This window comes from Bradyrhizobium sp. STM 3566 (assembly GCF_045571445.1).
Lineage (GTDB): Bacteria > Pseudomonadota > Alphaproteobacteria > Rhizobiales > Xanthobacteraceae > Bradyrhizobium > Bradyrhizobium vignae.
This window is the reverse complement of record NZ_CP120692.1, coordinates 4,087,592-4,110,660: the sequence shown is the minus strand read 5'-3', so window position 1 is coordinate 4,110,660 and position 23,069 is coordinate 4,087,592. Positions and strand designations below refer to the sequence as shown.

Annotated in this window: 26 protein-coding genes; 15 read left to right on the top strand and 11 right to left on the bottom strand. The window is 64.8% G+C overall.

The genetic code is table 11. The features are described from left to right. The first annotated feature begins 5 nt into the window (after window positions 1-5). The 7 genes from P6U27_RS19850 (at window position 6) to P6U27_RS19820 (ending at window position 5,921) form a co-directional block, all read left to right on the top strand. Entirely contained in the window at window positions 6-707 is a 702-nt protein-coding gene (locus P6U27_RS19850; protein ID WP_407192372.1) for a GrlR family regulatory protein, read from the top strand. A gap of 18 nt (window positions 708-725) precedes the next feature. Then, the gene (locus P6U27_RS19845; protein ID WP_407192371.1) at window positions 726-1,409 is read left to right on the top strand and encodes a substrate-binding domain-containing protein; all 684 of its coding nucleotides are present in this window, start codon (window positions 726-728) and stop codon (window positions 1,407-1,409) included. 32 nt (window positions 1,410-1,441) lie between these two features. Beyond that, window positions 1,442-2,263: a tetratricopeptide repeat protein gene (locus P6U27_RS19840; protein WP_162500298.1), complete on the top strand. Its 822-nt coding sequence runs from the start codon at window positions 1,442-1,444 to the stop codon at window positions 2,261-2,263. A gap of 101 nt (window positions 2,264-2,364) precedes the next feature. Continuing rightward, window positions 2,365-2,514, top strand: a complete 150-nt coding sequence (locus P6U27_RS19835; RefSeq protein ID WP_122403506.1) for a hypothetical protein — start codon at window positions 2,365-2,367, stop codon at window positions 2,512-2,514. Between the two features lie 253 nt (window positions 2,515-2,767). Beyond that, window positions 2,768-3,472 carry a GrlR family regulatory protein gene (locus P6U27_RS19830; RefSeq protein ID WP_129142899.1) on the top strand — a complete coding sequence of 235 codons (705 nt, stop codon included), beginning with the start codon at window positions 2,768-2,770 and terminating at the stop codon, window positions 3,470-3,472. Window positions 3,473-3,492: 20 nt separating this feature from the next. Further along, the gene (locus tag P6U27_RS19825; protein ID WP_129142898.1) at window positions 3,493-4,035 is read left to right on the top strand and encodes a 2'-5' RNA ligase family protein; all 543 of its coding nucleotides are present in this window, start codon (window positions 3,493-3,495) and stop codon (window positions 4,033-4,035) included. Window positions 4,036-4,298: 263 nt separating this feature from the next. Beyond that, window positions 4,299-5,921, top strand: a complete 1,623-nt coding sequence (locus P6U27_RS19820; protein WP_129142897.1) for an ABC-F family ATP-binding cassette domain-containing protein — start codon at window positions 4,299-4,301, stop codon at window positions 5,919-5,921. A gap of 258 nt (window positions 5,922-6,179) precedes the next feature. Here the strand turns inward: P6U27_RS19820 and P6U27_RS19815 are convergent, their stop codons facing one another. Then, complete coding sequence (locus P6U27_RS19815; protein ID WP_407122275.1) at window positions 6,180-6,428, bottom strand: hypothetical protein; 249 nt, start codon at window positions 6,426-6,428, stop codon at window positions 6,180-6,182. A gap of 200 nt (window positions 6,429-6,628) precedes the next feature. Between P6U27_RS19815 and P6U27_RS19810 the strand changes: the two genes are divergently transcribed. Next, entirely contained in the window at window positions 6,629-7,093 is a 465-nt protein-coding gene (locus tag P6U27_RS19810) for a cupin domain-containing protein (protein ID WP_122403500.1), read from the top strand. Window positions 7,094-7,098: 5 nt separating this feature from the next. On the opposite strand, the gene P6U27_RS19805 is transcribed toward P6U27_RS19810, so the two are convergent. Continuing rightward, window positions 7,099-8,061, bottom strand: a complete 963-nt coding sequence (locus tag P6U27_RS19805) for an alpha/beta hydrolase (protein WP_122403499.1) — start codon at window positions 8,059-8,061, stop codon at window positions 7,099-7,101. 119 nt (window positions 8,062-8,180) lie between these two features. On the opposite strand from P6U27_RS19805, the gene P6U27_RS19800 reads away from it, so the two are divergent. Beyond that, on the top strand, window positions 8,181-8,858 hold the full coding sequence (locus tag P6U27_RS19800; protein WP_122406702.1) for a nitroreductase: 678 nt from the start codon (window positions 8,181-8,183) through the stop codon (window positions 8,856-8,858). Between the two features lie 134 nt (window positions 8,859-8,992). Further along, window positions 8,993-9,196, top strand: a complete 204-nt coding sequence (locus P6U27_RS19795; protein WP_122403498.1) for a hypothetical protein — start codon at window positions 8,993-8,995, stop codon at window positions 9,194-9,196. 81 nt (window positions 9,197-9,277) lie between these two features. Here the strand turns inward: P6U27_RS19795 and P6U27_RS19790 are convergent, their stop codons facing one another. The 3 genes from P6U27_RS19790 to P6U27_RS19780 form a co-directional block, all read right to left on the bottom strand. Then, a complete protein-coding gene (locus tag P6U27_RS19790) occupies window positions 9,278-10,321 on the bottom strand; it encodes an HD-GYP domain-containing protein (protein WP_407194462.1) in 1,044 nt (347 codons plus the stop codon). 113 nt (window positions 10,322-10,434) lie between these two features. Next, entirely contained in the window at window positions 10,435-10,758 is a 324-nt protein-coding gene (locus tag P6U27_RS19785; RefSeq protein WP_122403497.1) for a PilZ domain-containing protein, read from the bottom strand. Next, window positions 10,755-11,861 (bottom strand): DUF2336 domain-containing protein, encoded by a 1,107-nt coding sequence (locus P6U27_RS19780; protein WP_407192370.1) that lies wholly within the window; start codon window positions 11,859-11,861, stop codon window positions 10,755-10,757. The genes P6U27_RS19785 and P6U27_RS19780 overlap by 4 nt, the downstream gene beginning before the upstream one ends. Before the next feature lie 287 nt (window positions 11,862-12,148). Here P6U27_RS19780 and P6U27_RS19775 point away from each other — a divergent pair, with 287 nt between their 5' ends. After that, window positions 12,149-13,096 carry an AraC family transcriptional regulator gene (locus tag P6U27_RS19775; RefSeq protein WP_122403495.1) on the top strand — a complete coding sequence of 316 codons (948 nt, stop codon included), beginning with the start codon at window positions 12,149-12,151 and terminating at the stop codon, window positions 13,094-13,096. A 50-nt stretch (window positions 13,097-13,146) separates the two neighbouring features. Next, window positions 13,147-13,737: an NADPH-dependent FMN reductase gene (locus P6U27_RS19770; protein WP_122403494.1), complete on the top strand. Its 591-nt coding sequence runs from the start codon at window positions 13,147-13,149 to the stop codon at window positions 13,735-13,737. 122 nt (window positions 13,738-13,859) lie between these two features. Here the strand turns inward: P6U27_RS19770 and P6U27_RS19765 are convergent, their stop codons facing one another. Together P6U27_RS19765 and P6U27_RS19760 are read right to left on the bottom strand one after the other, a co-directional pair. Beyond that, the gene (locus P6U27_RS19765) at window positions 13,860-15,941 is read right to left on the bottom strand and encodes a methyl-accepting chemotaxis protein (protein WP_407192369.1); all 2,082 of its coding nucleotides are present in this window, start codon (window positions 15,939-15,941) and stop codon (window positions 13,860-13,862) included. Window positions 15,942-16,035: 94 nt separating this feature from the next. Continuing rightward, complete coding sequence (locus P6U27_RS19760; protein ID WP_407192368.1) at window positions 16,036-16,476, bottom strand: DUF1810 domain-containing protein; 441 nt, start codon at window positions 16,474-16,476, stop codon at window positions 16,036-16,038. A gap of 190 nt (window positions 16,477-16,666) precedes the next feature. Between P6U27_RS19760 and P6U27_RS19755 the strand changes: the two genes are divergently transcribed. From P6U27_RS19755 to P6U27_RS19745, 3 genes are all read left to right on the top strand, one after another. Continuing rightward, on the top strand, window positions 16,667-17,623 hold the full coding sequence (locus P6U27_RS19755; RefSeq protein WP_122406700.1) for a DUF2778 domain-containing protein: 957 nt from the start codon (window positions 16,667-16,669) through the stop codon (window positions 17,621-17,623). A 69-nt stretch (window positions 17,624-17,692) separates the two neighbouring features. Then, window positions 17,693-17,950 carry a hypothetical protein gene (locus tag P6U27_RS19750; RefSeq protein WP_122403491.1) on the top strand — a complete coding sequence of 86 codons (258 nt, stop codon included), beginning with the start codon at window positions 17,693-17,695 and terminating at the stop codon, window positions 17,948-17,950. Between the two features lie 161 nt (window positions 17,951-18,111). Further along, window positions 18,112-19,203, top strand: a complete 1,092-nt coding sequence (locus P6U27_RS19745; RefSeq protein ID WP_122403490.1) for a TRAP transporter substrate-binding protein — start codon at window positions 18,112-18,114, stop codon at window positions 19,201-19,203. A gap of 160 nt (window positions 19,204-19,363) precedes the next feature. Here the strand turns inward: P6U27_RS19745 and P6U27_RS19740 are convergent, their stop codons facing one another. Genes P6U27_RS19740 through P6U27_RS19725 form a run of 4 tightly spaced genes read right to left on the bottom strand, consistent with a single transcriptional unit; the run spans window position 19,364 to window position 23,041 of the window. After that, entirely contained in the window at window positions 19,364-20,146 is a 783-nt protein-coding gene (locus P6U27_RS19740) for an ABC transporter ATP-binding protein (protein ID WP_122403489.1), read from the bottom strand. Continuing rightward, window positions 20,134-21,189, bottom strand: coding sequence for a dihydrodipicolinate synthase family protein (locus tag P6U27_RS19735; protein ID WP_122403488.1), 1,056 nt, complete (start codon window positions 21,187-21,189; stop codon window positions 20,134-20,136). Before P6U27_RS19735 ends, P6U27_RS19740 begins: the two co-directional genes overlap by 13 nt. 6 nt (window positions 21,190-21,195) lie before the next feature. Then, window positions 21,196-22,017 (bottom strand): GNAT family N-acetyltransferase, encoded by an 822-nt coding sequence (locus P6U27_RS19730; protein ID WP_122403487.1) that lies wholly within the window; start codon window positions 22,015-22,017, stop codon window positions 21,196-21,198. Further along, window positions 22,004-23,041: an NAD(P)-dependent oxidoreductase gene (locus tag P6U27_RS19725; protein WP_122403486.1), complete on the bottom strand. Its 1,038-nt coding sequence runs from the start codon at window positions 23,039-23,041 to the stop codon at window positions 22,004-22,006. Before P6U27_RS19725 ends, P6U27_RS19730 begins: the two co-directional genes overlap by 14 nt. Between the last annotated feature and the right edge of the window lie 28 nt (window positions 23,042-23,069).

Genomic DNA, 23,069 nt, shown 5'->3' with positions numbered 1-23,069 from the left:
GCCTGGTGTTTGAAGGCTTCTACAAGGTGAGATTTCAACTCGGCGATGCCGTCGGCCGGGGCGTGATGCATGCCGGCGATGGCAAGATGCTCGGCGGCAATTCGGCCTTCGCCCATATCGGCACCTACGACAAGACCGACAGCGGGGTCGACGTCGTGATCAAGACCGTCCGTCACAACCCCGATCCGAACTACCGCGCCATGGCCGGCACCGACGATGCGACATTGATCGCGAGGGGCTGGGCTGACGGCGATCTCTATCGCTTCAAGGGCGAGCTCAAGGAGCTGCCCGGCGTGCCCTTTCAGTCGGTGATGACGCCGATCACCGACGAGGAGGTGCCGATCGGCGACGGCGTTGGCGAAGCAGGCATCGCCGACGGTCTCTATTCGATCCGTCTGCGGATGCTCGACGGCATCGACGGCGGACTCACGGGCGTGATGCTGCTCAACCAGGGGCGCATCCTCGGCGGCGATGCATCGTTCTACTATCTCGGCAGCTACACCGCCGCGGAGGGCCGCTGGAAGGGCCAGATTCTCAACCAGGAGCATACGCCGGCCAAGGACGATCCGATCTTCGGCGGCCACGAGGTCGGCATCGGCTTCTCCGGCAGCTATGACAGCGAACAGGCGGTGCTGGAAGCAACGGCGCTGGTCGGCAGACGCAGCCTGCGCCTGACCGCCGCCCTCAAGCTGCTGCATCGCGCCTGATCACGCCAGGAACTGCTCATGGACAATGTCCGCATGCTCTCGACGCTCGGCCTGATGGGCGCGATGCGCAGCCTGTCCTCCACCTTCGAGGCCAACAGCGGCATCCATGTCGATGCCGACTTCGCGCCGACCCTGGCGCTGCTCAAGCGCTTGCGCGACGGTGAAGCCGCCGATCTCGTCATCCTCACCCGCGAAGGGCTCGACGAGATGATCGGCGAGGGGCGCGTGGTTGCCGCGAGCGCGGCCGATCTGGCGCGCTCCTTCGTCGGCATCGCCGTGCGGGCGGGGCAGGCGCATCCCGACATCGCCAACGAAGCCGCGCTGCGTCAGACGTTGCTCGCCGCGCGCTCAGTCGCCTATTCGCGGCTCGGTGCGAGCGGCGTGTACTTCGCCCAGCTGATCGTTCGGATGGGCATCGCCGCCGAGGTCAATGCCAAGGCGACCATCGTCGAGCAGGGTTTTACGGCGGAGCGGCTCGTGACCGGCGTGGCGGAGCTCGCCGTGCAGCAGATCAGCGAGCTGAAGCAGGTCGGCGGCATCGAGGTGGTCGGTCCGATTCCGCGCGCGCTGCAGACGCCCGCCGTGTTCTCGGCCGGCCGCATGGCGAACGCGAAACATGCCGACGCCGCGGATCGGCTGCTGCGCCATCTGACATCGCCAGAGGTCGCCCCCGTCCTGCGCCAGTCGGGACTTGAGCCTTGAATTCACCGAGGCGAAGACGCAACGTGACGACCATGCGGACTTACCTCCTTGCCATGCTCTTCGCGCTCGCCGCGCCCCTGACCGCGCAGGCGCAATCGGCCGATCTCGTCCTGTGCGACCGGGTCGCCGCCGATCCCAGCGACCCCGACAAGCCGACCGACGTGAAAGGCGTCACGGAGATCGCTCCCTCCGACATCGCGACCGCGATCAAGTTCTGCAAGCAGGCCGCGCCATCCTCGCGGCGCGCGATGTTCGCGCTCGGCCGCGCTCATGCAGCCAACCGGCAGACGGCGGAGGCGATCGCCGCCTGGCGCAAGGCCGCCGACAAGGGATCGAGCGCGGCCATGGTCGAGCTCGGCGTCGCCTATGGCACCGGCTCCGGCGTTGCGAAGGACGAAGCGCAAGCGCGAAAGCTGTTCGAGAAGGCGGCGCAGGCCGGCAACCCCCGCGGCGTCAGCAATCTCGCCGCGCTCGGCGGCGCAGGTGGCGTGGCGCCGGCCGATCCCGCGCAGGCCCGCGCGCTGCTCGGCAAGGCTGCCGAGACCAACGCGGAAGCGCAGTACCAGCTCGGCCTGATGCTGTCCGAAGGCGCGGGCGGTGCCAAGGACGACGTTGCGGCCCGTGCGCTGTTCGAGAAGGCAGCGGCACAAAATCATCCCGGCGCGCTGGAGCGGATGGGGGCCTTCGCGGAAGGCGGCCGCGGTGGTCCGAAGGACAAGGACGCCGCAAAAGCCTATTACGAGCGCGCCGCCGCGCTCGGCGACGAGGACGCCAAGAAGGCGCTGGAACGCATTCGCTGCCCCTACGCGATCAAGGACAAGCAGGGCAGGCTCGTCACCACGTTGTGCTTCTGAGCGCCGCCGCGATTGCGCGGCGCTTTGCGAACAGAGCCACGATTTGACGGAACCTGGCCCGCGCGTACGCCGTTGACATCCAGACAAAACGGAGCGCGATCATGATCCGCAAACTGGCATCGGGCGAATACCGCCTCTATTCACGCAAGGTGAATCCGAAGACCGGCAAGCGCCGTAACCTCGGCACTTTCAAGAGCCGTGCGGCCGCCGAGAAGCACGAGCGCGCGGTGCAGTATTTCAAGCGTCACTGACGCCTGAAGGGTTTTCCCCCGAGCCGGACACAAAAGTCGAAAAACAACCCCATGCACAGTAGCCAAGTCATTGAAATACCACGTCTGCTGATTTTACGAAATCGTTTTTGACCCGTCGGGCAAAACAGGGGTATGTTGACATCATGGCGGCGAGCGTCCCGAGAGCGGGCCTGCGCGGAAAAGCCGGTGGCTTCAGTGCGGCGACGATGCTAGGTAGCCCGCCATTGTTTTCCGATTTTGCGGGTTCAGGACGTTGCTGGACGGGCTCTACAAAGTTGAATACGGCGTCAACGATGCGTTCGGCCGCAGTATCATGTGCCTGCATGACGGCAAGATGCTCGGCGGCAATTCGGGCTTTGCGCATCTTGGCAGCTACGTGGAGCGCGATGGCGAGATCATCGCCGAGGTCATCACTGAGCGGCATAACCTGGACCCCAGCTACAAGCCGCTGATGGGCGCCGACGTCGCCTCGATCGGGGCGCGCGGCCGGCTGTACGGCAACCAGATCCGTCTCGAGGGCGGTGCGGATACCATGCCGGGCGCCAAGTTCTGGGCGAATCTCACGCGGCTCGACGACGAGGGGTTGCCTCCGAGCGGTACGGTCGGGCCGGGCGGCATCGCCAACGGGCTCTATGGGATGAGGCTGAACGCGCTCGATGGCATCGATGCCGGGCTGTCCGGCGTGATGCTGCTGATCGACGGGCGCATCCTCGGAGGCGATGCGTTTTTCTATTATCTCGGCGCCTATTCCTCGGCAGACGGCCGCTGGAAGGGCGAGATGCTGAACCAGGAGCACACGCCGGCGAAAGGGGAAAACCCCGTGTTCGGCGGCCTGGAGGTGGGCATCGGCTTCTCCGGGACCTGCACGGAAGACAGCGGCGAGCTCGAAGGCATCGCGCTCGCCGGCAAGCGCAGCCTGCGGCTGGCGGCCTCGCTCAAGCTGATGCGAAGGGCGTAGGCTCATGGAGCGACCAGCGTATGGCTTTGGCCATTAACATTCGATCCGATGATTCCTCCGCAGAGCGGATCGAGGCATTGTGGGACGAAGTCGCAACGTTTGAGAGCCAGCCTTCGATGAGGGCACTCAACTATCGGCCACATTTTACATTCGCCATCTATGATACGCCCGAGATTACTGCGAACACCGCGTGGGAGGCCATGCTCCGCGCGACAGCAGGCGAAGGGCAGCTATCAATCGAGTTCGGGCGAATATGTTGGTTTGCAGGTCCGCCGCTCGTGCTCTGGGCGGAGCCGAAAGTCGATGAAGCCCTGGCTCGATGGCACTCTTCGATCAGCGCTGCAATCGATCCAACCTTTTGCCGGCTCCACTATCGACCCGGAAACTGGAGACCTCATTGCACGCTCGGCACACAAATCGCTGATGGAAAGCGCAATGACGCGATCGCTTTCGCGCAGTCGTTCAACGAGAGCATTACCGTGCTGTTCGACGTGGTCGATTGCGTTGTTTTTCCGCCTGTGTGGGTGGTGGCAGAACGGCGGCTGCCGCTCCGCACTCCATGAGGTCAGATGCTGCGACTAAGGCTTCGGCGTGCGGCTGTTTGCTGTCCATCACCTCAAGAGCCGTGATGTCGACTTTCGGACAGCGAGCGGGCGAAGGTGATGCCCGTTGTTGAGCCAAATGGGACGCACTTTTTGTGCGTGGCATCCGCTTTGCAGCATCAGGGAGCAGGATCGGCCGGGTGAAATCCGTACCCCGCCGGGCTTCCCCTCGCGCCCCGCATGCCCTATGACGCTGCAACGCAAAAATCCCCCCAAAAGACCTCATGATCCGCCTCGACAACGTCAGCAAGCAAGCCGGCCACCAGATCCTGTTCATTGAAGCTTCCGCGGCCCTCAACAAGGGGGAGAAGATCGGCCTGGTCGGGCCGAACGGCGCCGGCAAGACCACGCTGTTCCGCATGATCGCCGGCGAGGAACTGCCCGACGAGGGCCAGGTCTCGACCGATCGCGGCATCACCATCGGCTATTTCAACCAGGACGTCGGCGAGATGAGCGGCCGCAGCGCCGTGGCCGAGGTGATGAATGGCGCCGGACCCGTCAGCGAGGTCGCCGCCGAGCTGCGCGAGCTCGAGGCCGCGATGGCCGATCCTGACAAGGCCGACCGGATGGACGAGATCATCGCCCGCTACGGCGAGGTGCAGCACCGTTTCGAGGAGCTCGACGGCTACGCACTCGATGGCCGCGCGCGCGAGGCGCTGGCGGGCCTCGGCTTCAGCCAGGAGATGATGGACGGCGATGTCGGAAAACTCTCCGGCGGCTGGAAGATGCGCGTGGCGCTGGCGCGGATTCTCTTGATGCGCCCTGATGTCATGCTGCTCGACGAGCCGAGCAACCATCTCGACCTCGAAAGCCTGATCTGGCTGGAGAAGTTTTTGCACGATTACGAGGGCACGCTCTTGATGACCTCGCACGACCGCGAGTTCATCAACCGCGTGATTTCCAAGGTGATCGAGATCGATTCCGGCTCGCTCACCACCTACACCGGCAATTACGAGTTCTACGAGCAGCAGCGGGCGCAGAACGAGAAGCAGCAGCAGGCCCAGTTCGAGCGCCAGCAGGCCATGCTCGCCAAGGAGATCAAGTTCATCGAGCGCTTCAAGGCGCGCGCCTCGCACGCGGCCCAGGTGCAGAGCCGGGTGAAGAAGCTCGACAAGATCGAGCGGGTCGAGCCGCCGCGCCGCCGCCAGAGCGTCGTGTTCGACTTCCCGCCGGCGCCGCGCTCGGGCGAGGACGTCGTCGCGCTGAAGAACGTGCACAAGGGTTACGGCTCAAAGCGCATCTATGACGGGCTGGACTTCATGATCCGCCGTCGGGAGCGCTGGTGCGTGATGGGCATCAACGGCGCCGGCAAGTCGACGCTGCTCAAGCTCGTCGCCGGTGCGAGCGAGCCCGATGAAGGCACCGTGGCGCTCGGCGGCAGCGTCAAGATGGGCTATTTCGCCCAGCATGCGATGGACCTGCTCGACGGCGAGCGCACCGTGTTCCAGTCGCTGGAAGATGCGTTCCCGACCGCGGGGCAGGGCTCCTTGCGCGCGCTCGCCGGCTGCTTCGGCTTCTCCGGCGACGACGTCGAGAAGCGCTGCCGGGTGCTGTCGGGCGGCGAGAAGGCGCGCCTCGTCATGGCCAAGATGCTGTTCGACCCGCCGAACTTCTTGGTGCTGGACGAGCCGACCAACCATCTCGACCTCGCCACCAAGGAGATGCTGATCGCCGCGCTGTCGGATTTCGACGGCACCATGCTGTTCGTCTCGCACGACCGGCATTTCCTGGCGACACTGTCGAACCGCGTGCTGGAGCTGACGCCCGAGGGCATCCACCAATATGGCGGCGGCTACACGGAATATGTCGCGCGCACCGGGCAGGAGGCGCCGGGGCTGCGGTCGTAGCGATGGGCGTGTAGCCCAGATGGAGCGCAAGCGTAATCCGGGCTATAACCAAATCGAGATGTTTTCAATGAGCTCGCTCGTCTGAACTCTTTGACGCGCTGGTGCCGCTCCGCCGGGCCGGGGTCCATCTGTCGGAATGCACGTGGACGCATGCGCCGCGGCTGTGCAGCGCATCGCTACTGGGCGATGCTTTGCATCGCCAGGGAAGCGCTGCGGGCACGAGACCTTCTTTGGCGAGACCTTCTTTGGAATGGCGCCTTACGCGCTGGTCTCGCACTTCTTCATGAAGCTGCTCTTGGCGGCGCCGGCGAGCGGCTTGCCGTCGGAGCCGACGGCCTTGGTGGCGCAGGCATCCGCCTTGCACTTCTTCAAGAACGAGGTCTTGGCGGCGCCGGCTAGCGGCTTGCCATCCTTGCCGACGGCCTTGCTCTCGCAGGTCTCTTGCGCGAAGGCCGAGCCCGCCGCAAAGGCGGCAACGATCGCTGCGAGGAAAATCCGTTTCATCATGGATGTCTCCCTAAACCAGAAATGGCGGGGCGGATTGGAGCCGGGAATCGTGGCGCAATCAAGCAAGATCGGCGCCTGTCGTCCGTCCGCTTGCCTGTTTTCGAGCGTGACGAGCCAATGTCCCGCCTGTTGCACCGCTCGCTGACCTGGCCGGACAATCCTGCTAGCCTCGACTCGGTCGAGATGAAGGGAGTTTCGTGATGGACGCCACGATCCCGAAGGGCGAACAAACCGCCGATCGGCATTCTCACTTGGTTCAGCCGCAAAACATGGACTGGCAGAAGACGCGCTTTCCAGGGTGCGAGGCCAAGACGCTGCTGTTCGATCGCAGCAGCGGTCTGATGACCGCCTTGATGCGCTTTGCGCCGGGCTCGGTGCTGCCCGATCACGAGCATGTCGGCATCGAGCAGAGCTACGTCATCGAGGGCACGCTCGTCGACAAGGAGGGGCCAGCCAAGGGCATCGCCTGCAAGGCGGGCGAGTTCATCTGGCGTGAGGCCGGCAGCCGGCACGCCGCCTGGTGTCCGGATGGAGCCTTGATCCTGGCGATCTTCCAGGTGCCGAACAAGTTCTTTGAAGCCGACGGCCGCGTGGTCGATGCCTCGGGTCAGGATTGGGACGAGACCTGGGGGCATACCGGCGCGCAGCGGGCGCGTCGCAGCTAGGGGGACTATACGCCCCGCGCGAGCAACGCCTTGAAGTCGGCCCGCGCGCGCTGCGCCTCGGCGCGCGCGACGTCGGAGGCGTCGCCCATGCCGAAATAGCCATGGATCAGGCCGGGTCCCTCATGGTGCTTGACGCGCACGCCGGCGGCCTCCAGCGCCCGCGCATAGGCCGCGCCCTCATCGCGCAAAGGGTCGAACCAGGCGGTGGTGACGATCGCCGGCGCGACACCCGCCAGTGAGGCCGCCCGCAACGGCGAGACGCGCCAGTCCGAAGCATGGCCGGGATCGGCGAGATAGTGGCCGCAGAACCATTCCATGGTTGCGCGGGTGAGGAAGTAACCCTCGGCATTCTCGGCGCGCGAGGGATAACGCGCGTTCTCGCGCGCGTCGGCGTAAGCGCCGACGACGTCGGTCACGGGATAGACCAGCAATTGCGCGGCGAGCCTGATGCCGGTATCGCGGCAGGCGATCGCCGTGGTCGCCGCGAGATTGCCGCCGGCGCTGTCGCCGGCGACGCCCACACGCTTTGCGTCGCCGCCAAATTCCGCGACGCGGTCGAAAATGTCACGGACCGCGGCGAAGGCGTCCTCGAACGCGCCGGGAAAGCGCGTCTCGGGTGGGCGGCGATAGTCGACGGAGACGACGACCGCCCCGGTCTCGATCGCGAGATTGCGCGCCTGCCGGTCGTGGGTTTCGAGATCGCCCGCAACCCAGCCGCCGCCATGGAAAAACACCACGGTCGGTGCCGGTGTGGTGCCGACCCGGTAGACTCGTGCGTCGAGCAGGCTGGCGCCGCCTTTCACCTTGATATCCTGCACGCTGTCGACAGGCGGGGCCGGGATGGCGGCGCGGGAGGCAGCCAGTGCGCGTAAGGAATCGCGGGCGCTCTGTGGCGTCATGACCGCGGGATCGCGCATCGGCATGAGCGGAATGATCTGGGCGATGACGGGATCGAGCGGTGCGGCCATGCGATTTCCTCACAGGGTTCTTGGTCTTGCTTGGCCGTTAGCATAGGTTTTGCGCGCCGCATCGGCAACCGGCGTCATGCCGTGATGCAGGCGGATGAATGGGCAGGGAGGTTAGCAAGGTGGAATTCGAAAAGCTGGTCCAGTCGCGGCGCAGCGTGCGCGGCTTCAGGAGAGAGCCGGTGCCGCGCGCGGTGATCGAGGCGATCATCGAGAGCGCCAAGCGTGCGCCGTCCTCGATGAACACCCAGCCTTGGCATGTCCACGTGCTCACAGGTCATCCGCTGGAAGAGGTGCGCCGCCGCAACATGGAGGAGATGGCCGGCGGCGCCAAGGTCAAGCGCGACATCATCAGCCACGGCGAGTACCAGGGCGTGCACCGCACGCGGCAGGTCGACATCGCCAAGAAGCTGTTCGGCGCGATGGGGATCGCACGCGACGACAAGCCGATGCGCCAGGACTGGGTGCTGCGCGGCTTCCGCCAGTTCGACGCGCCGGTCTCGCTGGTCCTGACCTATGACCGCGTGCTCGATCCCGGCGCGGTGTGCCATTTCGATCTCGGAGCGCTCTGCTACGGCATCGTGCTCGCGGCGTGGGACCGCGGTCTCGGCTCCGTCATCAACGGGCAGGGCATCATGCGCTCCGACATCGTGCGCGAGGTTGCCAAGATTCCGGAGGACGAGGTCATCATGACCTGCGTCGCGATGGGCTATCCCGACGACAGCTTTGCCGCGAACGCGGTTCGCTCGGACCGCGAGCACAACGACGAGTTCGTGCGTTACGTGGGTTTTGCCGATTAGTGGGACGCAGAGGAGATTATTCTCTGATGAAAATTTTTTTGGTGCGGTGTCGCGTGCGGCCTCTTGCAATCTCGAAGGTGCGGGAGGAACAATATGCGGACTGAGAGGTTTGTTGCTGGCGCGAGGGAATTGACATGCGGCGGCTGGCTAGCCTGGTTCGGCGGTTCTTCGGTCCGCGACTGCGGCACAAGATCGATGATGATCCAAGTCTTCCTTTCACCCCTGAAGAGTTCGGCCGGCTGATTCGCAGCGGCCGGCACGAGGACATGAAGCTGCTGGCCGACGGGCTGGCCTGCCGGTCGATCCCGCAACGCGCCAGCTATCGCGCTACTCATTAGCGCGATAAGGTCAGGTTCGGAAAACCGCTGCACAGTTTCCGGATCATGCCCTCGGCCGCGTTCGAGACGAGGCTGCCGCGCTCACCGCGTGAGCGCGACCGGCTTGAACGAGCGGACAAGCGCCTTTTCCAGCTTCCCATTCATCCCGCACAGGATGTCGTAGGCGTCGGCGCGCGGCATCGTGGGCTTGTAGTGCCGGTGCTCGATCAGCGCTGCGAAGATGTCCGAGATGGTTAGAATCCGTACGATGTCGCCAATGCTCTCGCCGCAGAGCGCATCGGGATAGCCGCTCCCGTCGAGATACTCGTGATGATGGCGAACGGCATCGAGGATCTCCGGCGAGATCCCGTGATGGTCCTTGAGAAACTCGTATCCGGCGCTCGGATGCGTCTCGATCTGCGCGCGTTCCGCGGCATCAAGGCGGCCCGGCTTGTCGAGGATGGCGAGCGGAATCCGCGCCTTGCCGATGTCGTGGAACATGGCTGCCGAGTACAGACGTTCCAGGTCGGCTCTGCCGACGCCGAGGCTCAGTCCGAAGTCGACGGCAATGCCGGTCACGAGCAGGCAATGCTGATAGGTTCCTTCGTGATGGCGCCGCACCGTCATGAGCCACTCCGTCAGGCCATGCTGGGTGATGCGATCGGCGATCTGGCGACCGGCTTCCTTTGTGCCGTCGACGTCAAGTGGCTGGCCCAGGGTCACAGCCGTGAACATCGATGCGATAGTGGTCGCCGCGGTCTCGACGGCCCTGTCCGATTGCGGCGTGTCGCCCGACGAAGCAGACGCGCCGTCGGCCGGGTCGGTCAGTGCGGCCAGCAGCCTGGTCCGGCCGACCGTGCTGGGAAGGACCAGTGTCGCCCCGAGCGCGTAGGCCTGCGAAATACAGACATGAGAGGCGTGCTCGAGCAGGAAGATCCGCTTCCTGGCCTTCGCCAGCTTGCCGGCGCGCTTCTTGATGGCGGCGATATTGTCGAGGTCGCGCAGCTCCGCGCGGATGACGATCGCGGCCGGCGTCTGCGACAGCTTGGAATCGGCATCGAGTCGTTCGCCCGCAACGGTGAATTTGTCCTCGAGAATCGAGCAGACGCCTGCGAGCTTGTCGGACGTGTCGGCCAGCACATGCAGGAAGGGACGAGCCGTCCCTGCCTCTCGGATGCCGCCGTCACCATTGACGTAGCCGGATCTGGTTCGCACGTGCTGCACGGCCTGACTCAAGACAGTGGGTGGATCGTTCGAATCTACTTGCTCTGAACCGGATTCTGCGCAGGCGGAGCAGCGGGTTTCTTCCTGCCGCCAACGGTGATGAAATGGATGCCAGCCGTGGTGCCGTCGATCCAGACCAGTTCGCAGCGCCGGTAGGCGAGGCCGGTCGACGACAGCAGCATGAAGAACTCCTTGGCCCGGAGCACGTCGAGCGTGCCCTCGACCTCGACCTTGGCGCCGCTTTGTGACACGTCCAGCAGGACGCAACTGCGCCGCCAGGTGCCGTCCGAACCCATGAGATTGACCGGCCGCCTGTGGTCCATTTTCACGCGAACGGCTTTGCGACCGCTGAATTTCATCGGCTACTCCCCATGCTTACGCCGCGATTTCCCCGGCTGCTCTCCTTGGCGTTTGCGGCAATGTCCCCCCAACGCACCGTCCACTGGCTGGTCGACAGAAGCAGCGTCTCGAAAATGTGCTGCGCGCGTTCGCGCTCGGCGAAGGAAAACCTTTTGCCGGAGCGGTTGCTCAGGATGGCGAACGTGGTCTGCCAGTTCAGCCGCGAGGCACGGCAGGCCATGACCAGACCCTCGCAATCGTCGTCGGTCATGACATGCTCGATGATCTCGATGGGAGTCCCCGAAAGCACCGATAGTGCCGTAACGAGGTTGGCGGTCTCGCCGCGGATGGCGAAGCGGTTTACCGTGGAATCGTTGAGCTTGCCGATGCGGTTGAGCGCGACGATCTCCGGCCGCGCGCGTGCATAGGCGGCCGAGCAGGGCAGTTTGGGGGCGCTTGGCGCGTCCGTTGCGGCTTGAAGCGAGACGGTGGACTTCTCCATGCCGGATTTCGGAACTGCCGAGGCCGACAGCAATTTCCGCGTGACTGCGTCGGGCGTGTTCGGCCTGAGCGCCAGCGCCTTCGTAAGTTCATCATCCGTCAGGCACCTCTCGACGAGCGCAACGTAGGCAGCATCAGAGAAGCGTGCCTCCGTATTGCCGATCAGCGTAATACAGACGCTGCGGGCGCCGCGCTCGATCAGCGTCTCGATCACCTTTGGATCGATAGGCGCGCGGGCGGCGATCGCACATTGCTGCCGTTCGCCGGTCGCGGCAGCGATCGACTTGAGATCGGCAGCGGACAGTGACTGCGATCTGAGCAAGACAGGGCACGCCACCTCCGGATGGTGGTGTGAGGCAAGGCGCCGAACGGTCTTCGGCGGAGCCACCTTGAGCTCCGCGAGTATCATGCCGAGATCGATCAGCGCACTTGCCTCAACCCGTTCCGTTAATCGCAGCAGAACGCCGTCGGTCACGTCGGCGAGCAATTCCTGAGGCCGCTCGCGGCTGCTGGTGAGCAGCTGCAAGATCCCGGAGAGGATGCGAGTGCAGCGGTCCAGCGGACACGTTGCGACTGCGTCTTCTAACTCGACCAAAATATCGGCAGGCGGATTTGCCATCATGGCAGGAGCCTGAATTGAAAAAATTGCCTTGTACAACGTCTGTTATTGCGCCTTAAATCCGTTAATTTTTAATTTTGAGAATTAAATGCCGGGGGTATTAATGCACCGCCGATTTTCGGGAAATGCTATCGAAATTTGGCGGGACATGATGTCCCGACCTGTCTTTTCAATTTAGACTCATCTTCAATTGACCAGCACAGTTTGATTTTTTCGGTGCAACGGAAAACGGGGGGAAGCGGCACGCGGCCGGACGCACATCAAACACGACGCTGCGTTTTCTTATTGCTATGAACAGCATTGATGACGTGCCCGGGGTGGCACTCAAGACATTTCGCTTTTCAGATGCCGACGAATTTCGAAACGCCATACGCGGGTTGAATTTCGAATTCACGCCTCTTGTGCCGAAGATTTCGGCCGAGCAGACGATCCTTTCGTTACCCGGCTGCGACGTGAATTTGACCCGCGCGTTTCCGCGGGTGGTTGACGCACAGCTCGTCGCGAATTGCACGGCCATCGGCTTCACGATGGACGACCTCAACGTACCCATTCGCTTCAACGGCTCGCGATGTGCGCGACCGGTCGTGGTCATTGGCAGCGGCGGCGCGGCCTACACCAGCATCGAGGAGGTGCAGAGGCAAATCGCCTCGGTGGTTTTCAGGCCGGAGGTGACGGATCGTGGCTGGCCGCAGACGCTCTCGAGTTTCAAGATTTTTGAAATCTCCGGGGCCGGCTTGCACCGGCTGCGCAGCGTGGTTCGCGAGGTGCTGGCCGAGGCGTCCGGCGCGGTCGAGGCACCGGAGCTCTTGTCGAAGGGCGCGGCGATGAAGGAGTCCCTGCTCGGAGCCGTCGACGAGGTCTTCGAAAGCGTCGTGTCGGCCCGCTGGACCCTGGGGCCCAACGACGCACGGAATTTCAGGATGTTTCAGGATATTCGCGCGCTGCTCTCCGACGACCTGTCGCAGCCGATTTACAGCGACGAGATCGCGCGCCGGCTCGGCCTGTCCGTTCGCACCATGCACGACGTCGTTCGCCGCTATCGCGGCATGAGCCTGCACCGCTACTTGCGTCTGCGCCGGCTGTGGCTGGTGCGCCGGCGGCTGCTCGCCGGGGCCGACAGCGTCAAGGCGGTCGCGCTGGCGTTTGGCTTCTGGCATCTCAGCGATTTCTCCAGGAGCTACCGCGACCAGTTCGGCGAGACGCCGTCGCAAACACTGGCGCGCGGTCGCGGACGATAGTGCGACAAATCGAGTAGGGCCTGACGCCGGTTTCGTGCTACCGTCCCGCCATGAGCAATCGCATTCTCGTCCTCTACGGTTCCTACCGTTCCGACCGCATGGGCATTCGCCTTGCGAATTTCGTCATCAATCGGCTGCGCAGCCGCGGTGAGGAGGTCGAATTCATCGATGCCAAGGCCATCGGCCTGCCGATGCTCGACCGCATGTACAAGGAGTACCCGAAGGGCTCGGCGCCCGCTGAGCTGGAGAAGCTGGCGGGGCAGATCCGCGGCGCCGACGGATTCGTCTTCGTCACCGGCGAGTACAATTGGGGCATCCAGCCGGGCCTGAAGAACCTCACCGATCATTTCCTCGAGGAGTGGTTCTGGCGTCCGGCCGCGATCGTGAGCTATTCGGCCGGCCGACTGTCCGGCGCGCGCGCCGCGACGGCCTGGCACGGCACGCTCTCGGAGATGGGCATGGTGGTGGTGTCGAGCACCATCGGTGTCGGCCCGATCGCGCAGACATTGTCGGCCGACGCCGAACCGATCGGCGACGGCGGCAAGGCCCTGGAGCGCTCGTTCCCGCGCTTTGCCGACGATTTGCTGTGGTGGATCGAGGCGGCGAAAGCACAGCGGGCGCGCAAGGCACCACCTTATTGATGTCCTTCGCGAAGACGGTGCCGTAACCCGGATGGAGCGCGCTGCGCAATCCGGGATCTCGGTGCATCAACGGCACCGTCCTGGATTGCGCGGTGCTCCATCTCGGCTACGAATCCGCGCTCTTACGCAGCCCGGACTTCGCCGAGGAAGCGGTCGAACTGGCCGGCGAGATCGCGCGACTGCGTCGAGAGCTGCTCGGCGGCGCCCAGCACCTCTCTCGCGGCGGCTCCCGTGTCGTCGGCGGCGCGTTGCACGCCGGAGATGTTGCTGTTGACCTCCTGGGTACCGCGGGCGGCCTCCTGGACGCTGCGGGCGATCTCCTTGGTGGCCGAGCCCTGTTCCTCGATCGCCGCGGCGATCGCGGTGCCGATCTGGTCGATCTCCGCGATGACGTCGGCGACGTTGCGGATCGCGGCCACGGTCTCGTCGCTCGCCGTCTGGATCGCGGTGATCTGCTCGGAGATCTCGGTCGTGGCCTTGGCGGTCTGGCCTGCCAGAGACTTCACTTCGGAGGCGACTACGGCAAAGCCGCGGCCGGCATCGCCGGCGCGGGCGGCTTCGATGGTCGCGTTCAGGGCGAGCAGGTTGGTCTGCTCGGCGATGCTCTGGATCAGCGTCACGACGTCGCCGATCTTCTGCGCGCCCTCGGCGAGGGCACGGGCGGTATCGCCGGTGCGGCGGGCGTTCTCGACGGCGCGGGCCGCGATCTCGGTGCTTTGAGCGACCTGACGACCAATCTCCGCGATCGAGGAGGTCAGCTCTTCGGTGGCGCTGGCGACGGTCTGCACGTTGGTCGAGGTCTGCTCGGAGGCGGCGGCGACCACGGCGGCCTGGCTGTTGGTCTGCGCCGCCGTCGACGTCATCGACTGCGCGGTGCTTTCCATGATCGCGGAGGCCCTGGACAGGCCGCCGACCAGCTCGGTGACCTTGGCCTCGAAAGCCCGGGTGAGGTCGTCGAGCGCCTGGGCACGGCGCATCTTGCCGTCGTTCTCGGCCTGCTTCTCGGCGGCGAGCCGGTTGGCCCGGATGATGTTGTCCTTGAACACCTGGACCGCCGCGGCCATCGCCCCGATCTCGTCGGAACGTTCCGCGCCGGGAATCTCTTCCGCGACTTCGCCATCGGCGAGCCGTGACATCCGCCTCGTCAGGGTCACGATCGGCGCGCAGACGCGGCGGCGAACCATCACGATGAGGCCGACGCTCGCGATCAGCACGGCGAGGAGGCCGGCGAGTGCGATCGTGAAGCTGGTGCGCGCGGCCGAGGAAGCCGCGGCGAGAATCTGCTCGGCATTGTCGTAGAAGGCATCGCGGACCTCGATGATGGTGCCGAGGCCGCGCTGCGTGGCGGCGTAATAAGTGTCCATGTCGTGCTCGTATTTGCCGCTGACAGCGCCGTCCTTCACCAGCTTGAGCTCGCGGCCGAACTCCTCGACATAGATCGAATTGAACTTCTCCAGCGCCGCGGCCACGTTGGCCGGTGTCGCCGGATTGCCGCGCAATTCCAGCAACGCCATCACGAGCTGATCGTTGCGACCCTGCGAGCGGCCGATCTCGGCCTTCTCGGCGTCGGCCGCCGGTTTCTTTCCTCCGACGAGATTCTTGTGCAGGCTGGAGTTGAAGCCGCCGACGTCGCGCAATGTCATGGCGGTGTTGGCGTAGCTGGCCTGCCGGTAGGCGTCGCCGTTCAGGATCGCCATGCGGCGGACCTGCTCGTTGAGCAGCGCGGTCACGCCGCTGTTGAGCACGGCGTTGTCGGCGACGATCTTCTTGGCGGCGTCCTTGCGCGCCTCGGCTGGCCCGGCGAGCGCCCTGTCGATGGCCTCGCGCAGTGCCGTGAACCTCGCATTGATGCCGTCGATGTTGCTGCCGATGGTGGTGCCGTCATCGAACGGGCCGGGCAGCTCCTTGCGCAGCGCGCTCATCTTGTCGCGGGCGCCGTCGGTCTGCTTGCGCAGCTTGTCCTGCTCGGCAAGCAGCGCGGGATCGATGGTCGCAGGCCCGTAGAGGATGTTGGTGGAAAAGCCGCGTTCGGGATTGAGATAGCGTGGGATGTCGCTGACGGCGCGGACGATCGCGAGCCGGCCTTGCGCCTCGGAGATGCGCTCCATCGTCTGGTACTTCGTCACGGCGACATAAACCGCGAGGCCGCCGCCCACGGTCGACAGCGAGACGATGGCGGTGGTCAGGAGCGTACCGATTTTCATGGGCAATCCGGCATTGGTGCGGGAGGAGAATCATCTTGCCCAAAGAATAGGCAGCCGGTGTTAATCGCGGGTTTACGCTGCCGATCCCGTCAACTCAGCCGGACGTGTGGTCGAGCTTCGACAGGATCTCCAGCGTGGAGCTATCGCGCTCGCCTGCGAAATACCGGGCAATCGCCTGATCGAAGACGGGCTCGCCGGACACCGCGCCGAACAGCGTCATCGACGAGCGGAATTTCGCGTCATCAGGCGCACCGAGGATCGCATTGATGGTCCGGCCCTCGACCGCCAGAACGAGCTTCGTGCATTCGATCAGGCGCGCGCCGAGGACGGGGTGGGCGAGATAGGCCTCGGCCTCCGCGCGGGACCCGATGGCGTAGCGCTGCGACATGGCGCTGAAGCCGAGGCCAGCGACCTGCGGGAAGATGAACCACATCCAGTGGGTCTGCTTCCGGCCCCGGGCCAGCTCGCCCTGGACGTCGCGATAGACCGGGTCCTGGGCCCGGATAAAACGGTTGAGATCGCAGGGATCGGTCATTGGATACCTTAGGGGGGCTTGCCGGCCGCGATTATGCCTAACTTTTGGCTCCCAATGTGGTAGCTGGTATAGAGTCTCCGGGTGGGGGTTGGGTACCCCCGGGGGTCGATTTGGGGATCTGATGGTTTCCGACGCAGCACACGCCGAGAGGCTGTTGTCGCGCCGCCGTATTGGGCGCGCCGAGACGGTTATGCTGTCTCTGGCCGCGATCGCGCTGGCGCTTGGCACCGCCGCGTGGGTCACCGATATCGGCGATTCGACTCCGCTGGTCTCCGCCGCCTTGCCGCCGGCCAATTCCCCTTCGTTCGAAGACCGTTTTGCGTCGGCCGCCGGCAGCCCGTCGCCCCGCGAGCTCGGCCTGCGGGCGCTGGAGCGCTCCGCAGCGAATGCGGTCCAGCTCAAGCTGCGGGACGCCAAGGCAATGCTCGCCCAGAGACTCCAGGGCGACGACTGGCGCTCGATCCTGACCGAGGACCACCACTCCTCTGCGGTCGAGGAGGCGAAGCCCTCGCAACAGCGCGCCGACGTCATTCCGATGCCGCGCTCGCGTCCGGTCCAGGCGGACTTCTCCGCCCAGATCGCCTCCAGCCAAGCCTATGCGGAGACCAACCCCAAGGTCGACAACCGCAACTTCTTCGAAAAATTCACCGACAAGATCAAGCTGGCCTCGTTGACTCCCAGCGACGGCTTGTTCGCCAAGGCGCCGGATCTTGCCGCCCTCGGCTACGATTCGCGGACGGCGGTCTATGACATCTCGGCCAAGGCGGTGTACCTGCCGAGCGGCGTGGCGCTGGAAGCTCATTCCGGCATGGGCGCGCTGATGGACGACCCCGACCATGTCGACCAGCGTATGGTAGGCGCGACCCCGCCGGCGACCTACGACCTCAAGCCGCGCGAAAAGCTGTTCCACGGCGTGCGGGCGCTGCGCATGACACCGACCGACGGCACCAGCGCGCTCGGCCGCGTCGGTCTGCTCACCCACAACTACATGCTCGGGCCGCGCGGCGATTCCAACGGCTGTGTCTCGATCAAGGACTATGATCGCTTCCTCAAGTCCTACGACAACGGCGAGTTCAACCGCCTGGTCGTGGTGCCGAGCCTGCGCGGATCGGCGACCGCTTCGCAGCGCGCGAGCACCGATTCCTGATATTCGCCTGTGACGGCGGGGTTGCTGCCGTTTCCCCTTCGTTAAGCCATCCTCGTCCAGAAGCAGCTCATGAGTGATCCATCAAATTCCGAAACTCCGCTGCGCACGACGTTCAAGATCAAGTTGAACGGTGACACGTTGGCGATCGCGACCGTCGGTCAGGCCTATCAATTCCTCACCAACTTCAAATCGGTCGAGTGGATGGAATTTCGCTCGCTGCACGAGGACGCCATCGCGGCTCTGGAAGGTGCTGCGGGTAACGCCATGCTGGCGGTGCAGGCGACCAACGCCGTGCGCGCGCTGTTCGTCAGCGCGAAATTGCTTTGAAGTGAGTGCCTTGTAGCCTGGATGGAGCGCTTCGCGCAATCCGGGCTACGGACCTTTCGGGCGCATCTTGAACTCCGCTCTAGGAACGGGCAAACGGTCCGCGAAGACCGTCGCCGCAATGCCGATATGTTCGAAACTTGCTTCAAGGGAGAGTCCCCATCATGAAACGCCGTACATTCCTCAAGGGCGGCGCGGTCGCCGGCGCGGCGACGCTGGTTGCTGCACCTGCCATCGCGCAGAGCGCGCCCGAGATCAAATGGCGCCTGACCTCGAGCTTCCCGAAATCGCTGGACACCATCTACGGCACGGCGCAGACCTTTGCGAAATACGTCGCTGAGGCCACCGACAACAAATTCCAGATCCAGACCTTTGCGGCCGGCGAAATCGTTCCCGGTCTTCAGGCGCTCGATGCGGTCAGCACCGCCTCGGTGGAGATGGCGCAGACGCCACTTTATTTCTACATCGGCAAGGAGCCGGCGCTGGCCTATGCCACCGGTGTGCCGTTCGGCATGAACCATCGCCATCAGGAATCCTGGTGGCATTTCGGCGGCGGCGCTGATCTCGCCAATGAGGCGCTCAAGCCCTTCAAGGCGCACGCGATCCTCTGCGGCAATTCCGGCACCCAGATGGGCGGCTGGTTCCGCAAGGAGATCAAGACCGTCGACGATCTCAAAGGTCTCAAATTCCGCATCGCAGGCATGGGCGGCCACGTGCTGGCAAGGCTCGGCGTCGTTCCGCAGCAGATCGCGGGAGGTGACGTGTATCCGGCCCTCGAGAAGGGCTCGATCGACGCCGCCGAGTTCGTCGGTCCTTATGACGACGAGAAGCTCGGCTTGCAGAAGGTGGCCAAGTACTACTATTTCCCCGGCTGGTGGGAAGGCGGCGCCATGCTGCACATGATCGTCAATGACGAGAAATGGGCCTCGCTGCCGAAGCAATATCAGGCGATCGTCAACCAGGCCGGCGCGGCGGCCGGCGCCTGGATGCTGGAAAAATACGACAGCGTGAATCCGGCGGCGCTGAAGCGGCTGATCGCCAATGGCGCCGAGCTGAAGGCATTCCCGCAACCGGTGCTGGAGGCCTGCTACAACGCCACCCAGGACCATCTGAACGAGCTCGCCGCCAAGAGCGAGCTGTTCAAGCGGACCAAGGACAGCCACGACGCGTATATGAAGGAGCTCCTGTTCTACACGCAGATCGCGGAGAATTTTTACGACAACTATCTGCTCAGCAAGATGCGCAACAAGAGCTGAGCGGACGATGCGGGCGCGGTGTCGCGATTGCGCCGCGCTCCCGTAAGGGCGGGCAAAGGCGCCCTTGCGCCGTGCCCACCATTTCTTGCTTCACTCGCCATGGTGGGCACGCTTCCCTTCGCCCAACCTACCGGACTCCATCCGGGCTCCGGACTATCGTCTACGCCGCGCCCAGTCCCAGCTTCGCATATATCCGCCTTGCATACGCTCCAAACGCGTCCGTGGTCTTGAGCGGCAGGTCGCGCGGGAAGGGCAGGTCGATTGCGAAATAGTCGGCCATCTTCGCAGGTCCCGCCGTCAGCACGGCGCAATGCGAGGACAGGAAGACGGCTTCCTGGATCGAATGCGTGACGAAGATGATGGTCTTGCCGCTCTCGCGCCAGATCCGCAGCATCTCCAGATTCATCTGCTCGCGCGTCAGCGCATCCAGCGCCCCGAACGGCTCGTCCATCAGGATCAGTTTTGGATCATGAATGAAGGCGCGCGCGATCGCGGTGCGCTGCTGCATGCCGCCGGACAGCTGCTGCGGATATTTCTGCTCAAAGCCGGCGAGCCCGACGAGGTTGAGCAGGTCGCGCGCCCGCTCGCGCGCGGCCTTCATCGGCAGGCCGACGATCTCGGCCGGCAGCAGCACGTTTTCCAGGATGGTGCGCCACTTCAAGAGCAGCGCCTGCTGGAACACCATGCCGATGTCGCGGGTCGGATCGAACGGGCTGTTGGTATTGCCTATCCTGACAGTGCCGCCGTCGGCGCCGTGCAGGCCAGCAAGGATCTTCATCACTGTCGTCTTGCCGCAGCCGGAGGGGCCGACCAGCGAGACCAGCTCACCTTCAGCGACGTCCATCGTGACGTCGGACACCGCGAGAAACTCCGCGCCGCCAGAGCGATAGACCTTGCGGACGCCTTGCAGGCTGATGAAGGGGTCTGAGCTCATGCCAGCCATTTGTTCAAGTTCGCGGCGACGAAGGCATCGTCGCTGAGGTCCGCGTGCTCGCGCGTGACGCGGTCGATCTCCTCCTTCTGGCCGGGGCTGAGGGCCTCGTTCGGATCGAGGCACCACAGGCCTTGCATCAGACCCTGGCGCCGCAACACCTCGTGGCAGCCGGCGATGCAGCCGTGAAAATTGTTGGCGACGTCGAAGAAGGCGCTGTTGCAATCGGTGACGCGGGCATCGAGCGCCAGCAGGTCGGCCGGCACGCTGTCCTTGTGCCGCGCCGCCTTGCAGCGCTCGAACTGCTTGACGGCAGTCGCGGTCCACACGGACCAGTGGCCGAGCAGGCCGCCTTTGAAATAGGTTCGCGTGGTGATGCCGTTGTCGCGGAGATCGAACGGGAGCATCAGGTCGAGCAGGATGTGGTCGTCATTGCCGGTGTAGAGCGCGACGCGGTCGAGCGCGCCGGCGGCCGCCACGCCGCGCAGCACGTCGAGTGTCCGATAGCGGTTGAACGGTGCGATCTTGATTGCAACGACATTGTCGATCGCGGCGAAGCGTTGCCAGAACCGGCTCGACAGGATGACGCCGCCGACGGCCGGCTGGAGGTAGAAGCCGACCAGCGGAATCTCGGCGGCCACGGCCGCGCAATGGGCGATGATCTCGTCCTCGGAGGCGCTTTTCATCGCCGCAAGGCTGAGCAGGCCGGCATGATAGCCGATGTCGCGTGCGGTGCGGGCCTCAGTGGTTGCCTGGCTGGTTGACCCGACGAGGCCGGCGACCAGCGCCAGCGGCCGGGTGGTCCAGCTCGCGGCGGTCTCGGCGGCGAGCTCGAGCACGGGACGATAGAGACCGACGTCGCGGATCGCGAACTGCGTCGTGTGAACGCCGACGGCGAGGCCGCCCGCGCCGGCGTCGATGTAATAGCGCGTCAACGCGCGCTGATGCGTCTTGTCGAGCCGGCGCCCGGCGGTGAGCGCGAGGGGGTGTGCCGGCAGCACGGTGCCTTCGGCGATCAGCTTGCGGATGTCGCTGTTGATCTGGCTGTGGTGCATGATATCCTATCCGAATTCGGGGCCGGCGACGGCGAATGGCGTTTCTTCGGCCGCGATGGTGGCGGGGCCGAACCGCATGCGCTGGAACGGCCGCTCGATGGTCCAGCCGGACCTCGTCAATCCCTCCAGGAACGCAGCTTGTGACGCGACGGCATCGAGCAGAAGTGGGCCGTCTTGGGATCCTGCAATCGCGCGAACCAGCGCCAGCGCTTCGGTGGCATGATCGGCGAATAACGGGCCGATATGGCGCGCGGTTCTGCCGTCGCGGACCAACGCAATGCATCCGCTTGCTGCGACGATGCGTGACCCAGCGCGCTGTGTGAAAGCGGTCAGCAGAGCAGTGCGGTCGAAGCCGGTGGCGCGCCGGTCGCGGGTACAAAGCGCCTCGAGCGTTGCGGCCGATGGGGCCGCCTCGGTGGCCTGCGCGGATTTCTCCAGCTTCAAACGGCGCAATTGAAGGATCGGTGTAAATCCGAGCGGTCCGTAGACGGCGGCGCCGTCGGGCGTCGCATCGAGCCAGCTCGTCAGTCCATTCTTGCGCGCCGTTTCCAGGCAGGCATCGACCAGACGCGTTGCAAGGCCGCGGCGGCGGTGCGTGCCTGATACCAGCACCATGCTGATCCAGGCGTTGTTGCCGGAATAGGGCAGGAGGGCTGCGGTCGCGACCAGTCGCGCTCCGTCGCGGATGCCGAACACGATGCCCTCGCGCAGGAAGATGCGCCAGTCCTCTTCGGTCTGATTCCAGTGCGCTTCCGTCGAGAGCGCCAGCCCTGCGATCGCGTCCTGCACGCCGAGCTTGAGGACGGGCGGCCCGTCAGTAGCGTCCATCGCGCACCTCGTATTTGGTGGGCTTGCCGAGGCTCGGCATGGCCCGAGAGACCCAATCCGCGGTCCAGGCGATCAGCTGCTCGGTGTCGACCACCGGCAGGCCGAACAGCTCAACTGCTTTCGACGTGTCGGTCAGCCACGCCGTCGGCTCTTCCTTGCCCGTCAGCACCGGCGCGCGGCCGAACCTGGCGCCAAATTTCTGGGCGAGATCGCGCACCGCCAAAATCTCGTGGCCGCTGACATTGAGCGGTGAGGTCGGCGTGGTGCAATGGGCGAGGCAGCGCAGCGCCTGCGCCGACGCATCGCCCTGCCAGATGAAATTGACATGGCCGAGGCTGACGTCGATTGGCGAACCATTGAGCACTTTCGTCGCGATATCGTGCAGCACGCCGTAACGCATGTCGATCGCGTAATTGAGGCGGAACAGGCGACCCGGCGTGCCGAACTTGCGCGAGAAATATTCGAACATGCGCTCGCGGCCGACGCAGGATTGGGCGTATTCGCCGGGCGGATTCGGCGCCATCTCCTCGGTCGAGCCTTTGCCGTCGACCGGCACGAAGGGATAGATGCAGCCGGTCGAGAACGCCACGATGCGCGAGGACGGGAAGGCCTGCGCGACCAGCGCCGGCACATGCGCGTTCATCGCCCAGGTCAGCGACAGATCGCCCTCGGCGCCGAACTTGCGTCCCGCCATGAAGACGATGTTCGCCGCTTTGGGCAGCGCTTGAATTGCGCGCTCGTCCATCAGGTCGCAATTGATGGTCTCGACGCCACGCGCATGCAGCCAATCCTTCACGCTCGGGTCGCTGAAGCGCGCGACGCCGATGACGCGGCGGTCCGGCGCGGCGGCTTTCGCGAGCCCCGCCAGCGTCGGGCCCATCTTGCCGGCGACGCCGAGGATCATGATGTCGCCCTCGACCTTCTCGAGGTCGTCGATCAGCGCCTGCGTCGGCCGGCACAAGAGCTCGTCGAGCGCAGCGACATCGGGGATGGTCTTCGGCAGCGTGTGGCGTGTGAGCAGCATGGATTTGTCCCGGGTCTTAATTCTGCCG